The sequence below is a fragment of the Micrococcus sp. APC 4021 genome (assembly GCF_030407635.1).
Lineage (GTDB): Bacteria > Actinomycetota > Actinomycetes > Actinomycetales > Micrococcaceae > Micrococcus > Micrococcus luteus.
Map to the genome: position 1 here is coordinate 1 of NZ_JASDCZ010000181.1, position 2,778 is coordinate 2,778.

A 2,778-nucleotide genomic window follows, 5' to 3' on the forward strand; every position below is an offset into this window, starting at 1 on the left:
AGCCCCTGCACCGGGCCGTCGCGGCGGTGCGGGAGGCCCTGGCGGGCGACGGGTCCTGTCGCGCGGATGCCGGGCCGGGCCGGGCGGGGAATCGCCCCCGCGGGCTCGTCGCCCTCTCCGGCGGCGCCGACTCCCTCGCGCTCGCCGTGGCCTGCGCCGTCCTCGTGGGCACCCGGGAGGGTGCGCGGCTCGGCCCGATCGGCGCGGCCGTGGTGGACCACGGGCTGCAGTCGGGCAGCAACGCCGTGGCGGCGGCCGCCGCCGACGTCGCCCGCATCCTCGGTCTGGCCCCGGTCACCGTCACGCGGGTCGAGGTGGCCCGCACCGGCGACGGCCCCGAAGCCGACGCCCGGCGTGCCCGCCGGGAGGCCCTCGCCGCCGCCGCCCGGGACGCGGGGCAGGGGGGCGCCGCCGTCGTCCTCACCGCCCACACCGCCGACGATCAGGCCGAACAGGTCCTCCTCGGGCTCGCCCGCGGGTCCGGCACGCGGTCCCTCGCGGGGATCCCGGCGCGCGGGACGCTGCCGGGCGGGGCCGCCGTCGCCCGCCCGCTGCTGGGCCTGACCCGCGCGGACACCGAGACGATCTGCCGCTGGGCCGGGCTGACCTGGTTCGAGGACCCGCACAACCGCGATCCCGCGCTGCTGCGCTCGCGGGTCCGCACCCGTGTGCTGCCCGCGCTCGAGGACCCCGACGCCGGCCTCGGCCCCGGCGTGCGGGCCGGGCTGGTGCGCACCGCGGCCATCGCGGCCGAGGACGCCGCGGCCCTCGACGTATGGGCCGGCGACGAGGTCACCCGGCTGCGCGTCGACCCGCCCGCCGGGGACCCGCGCGTCGTCTCCCTGGACCTGGACGCCCTGGCCGCGCTGCCCGCCGCCGTGCGCCACCGCGTGATCGCGCGCGCCGCCCGCGCCGCGGGAGGGCAGGCCCCGCCCCGCGAACGGATCCTCGCGGTGGACGCCCTCGTGACGGGCGCCCGCGCGGGGGGCACGTCGGCCGGTCCGGTGGAGCTGCCCGGCGGGGTGGCCGCGCATCGGGCGTGTGCCAGACTGGACCTCATCCCCTGCCTGCCCGGTCCCTGATTGCGGCCCGGCCCGGCATTCCCGCACGAGCACTCACCAGGAGCGGCGCATGGACGCACAGGATGTCCAGAACGATCTCACCCACGTCCTCATGTCCCGCGAGGACGTGCAGGACACGATCACGGACCTGGCCCGCCAGATCGACCGCGACTACGCGGACAAGGACCTGCTCATCGTCGCCGTGCTCAAGGGCGCCGTGATGGTGGTCGCCGACCTCACCCGCGCCCTGCACTCCCACGTGGAGCTGGACTTCATGGCGGTCTCCTCCTACGGCTCCGGCACCAAGTCCTCCGGCGTGGTGCGCATCCTCAAGGACCTCGACGCGGACCTCACGGGCCGGCACGTCCTGATCGTCGAGGACATCATCGACTCCGGCCTGACCCTGTCCTGGCTCAAGGCCAACCTGGAGTCCCGCGGCCCGGCCTCGGTCGAGATCTGCACCCTGCTGCGCAAGCCGGAGGCCATGAAGGTGGACATCGACGTGAAGTACGTCGGGCGGGACATCCCCAACGAGTTCGTGGTGGGCTACGGCCTGGACTACGCGGAGAAGTACCGCAACCTGGACTTCGTGGGCACCCTCGCCCCGCACGTGTACAGCTGACCGGGGGCCCGGCGTGGCCCGGCGTGGCCGACCTGTCACGCGTGGTGTCGCTCTGATGCCGGATCTCCGCCCCATTCCGACTCCTTGCGTGACAGGCCGCCGGCGTCCCCGAGGTGACGGCGCACCTCCACGATCACGCGCGTGAATCCGCGGCGAGCGTCGGAGGAGGACACGGTGATGTTCCGGTAGCCCCGTCGCTCGAAGGCCGCGTTGCGCTGCACGTCGCGGTCGATCTGGCGATCCGCGCCGTGGTAGCCGCCGTCGTAGTGCAGGGCCACTCTCGCCTGCGGATAGCCCAGGTCCGCCGTCGCGGGGTGGTGCAGGGAGAACTCCGGGTCCCAGACCTCGAGCTGCAGTGCGGGCTCGGGGAGCCCGGCGGCCGTCAGCGCGAGCCGGAGCCGCGTCTCCTTCGGCGAGTGCGCCCCCACCCGGACCAGCGTGGCGGCGGTGCGGAGCCGTCGTCGCCGGTTGTGCGCGGACGGGCTGGTCTCGGCCGCCTGGGTCAGGGCCGCCCGGGTCCGCTCGGCAGCGTCGGGACCGCCGGACAGTTCCGCCCGGCGGACGAGATGGTCGCCGAGGATGACGAGCTCGTCGTCGTCGAGCAGGGCCGCGAGGTCGACCCAGAGACGGGGCGGGGCGGTGACGTACCAGGCCAGACCGCCGATCCGCACGCGCTCCACGTCCGCGGGCGGGAGCGCCGTCCGGTGGGAGGTGACGCCGGGGAGGGCGAGGCGGCCACGGTCCCGCGGGCGGCTCACGTGGACCTCGTCCCCCGCGTCCAGTCGCTCCGGCAGCCAGATCTCACGGGCGCGGGCCGCGGTCTGGTGCGACACCACCGTGGTGGCGCGGTGCCGGGCGAGTCGCAGCAGGAGCTCGTGTTGGGTGGCCGAGAGCGGGGTGCTCCACCGGTAGGGGGAGGAGCCGGCCGCGGGGCGCTCGACGGCGGCCGGGGCGGCCTCACGCCGGCGGTAGAGGCCCCGGGCGAGGCGTTCGACGTCGGAGCGACGCAGCCGGTTGTGGTCGATGCCGGCGGCCCTCGCCTGCGCGGCGGTGAAGGGGCCGTCCAGCAAGGACGCGGGAAGCGGGGTGGGGCGA

General features: G+C 76.0%; 3 protein-coding genes. 2 read left to right on the plus strand and 1 reads right to left on the minus strand.

The window, feature by feature from the left end; genetic code table 11:
* Window positions 1-1,082: tRNA lysidine(34) synthetase TilS (gene tilS, locus QL983_RS10915; protein ID WP_290152983.1), on the plus strand; the 1,082-nt coding region annotated here is incomplete at its 5' end.
* 49 nt (window positions 1,083-1,131) lie between these two features.
* Window positions 1,132-1,683, plus strand: coding sequence for a hypoxanthine phosphoribosyltransferase (gene hpt / locus QL983_RS10920; protein ID WP_002858265.1), 552 nt, complete (start codon window positions 1,132-1,134; stop codon window positions 1,681-1,683).
* A 35-nt stretch (window positions 1,684-1,718) separates the two neighbouring features.
* On the opposite strand, the gene QL983_RS10925 is transcribed toward hpt, so the two are convergent.
* Window positions 1,719-2,778, minus strand: a 1,060-nt coding sequence (locus tag QL983_RS10925; RefSeq protein WP_290152986.1) for a type IV toxin-antitoxin system AbiEi family antitoxin domain-containing protein, incomplete at its 5' end; no start/stop codon positions are given.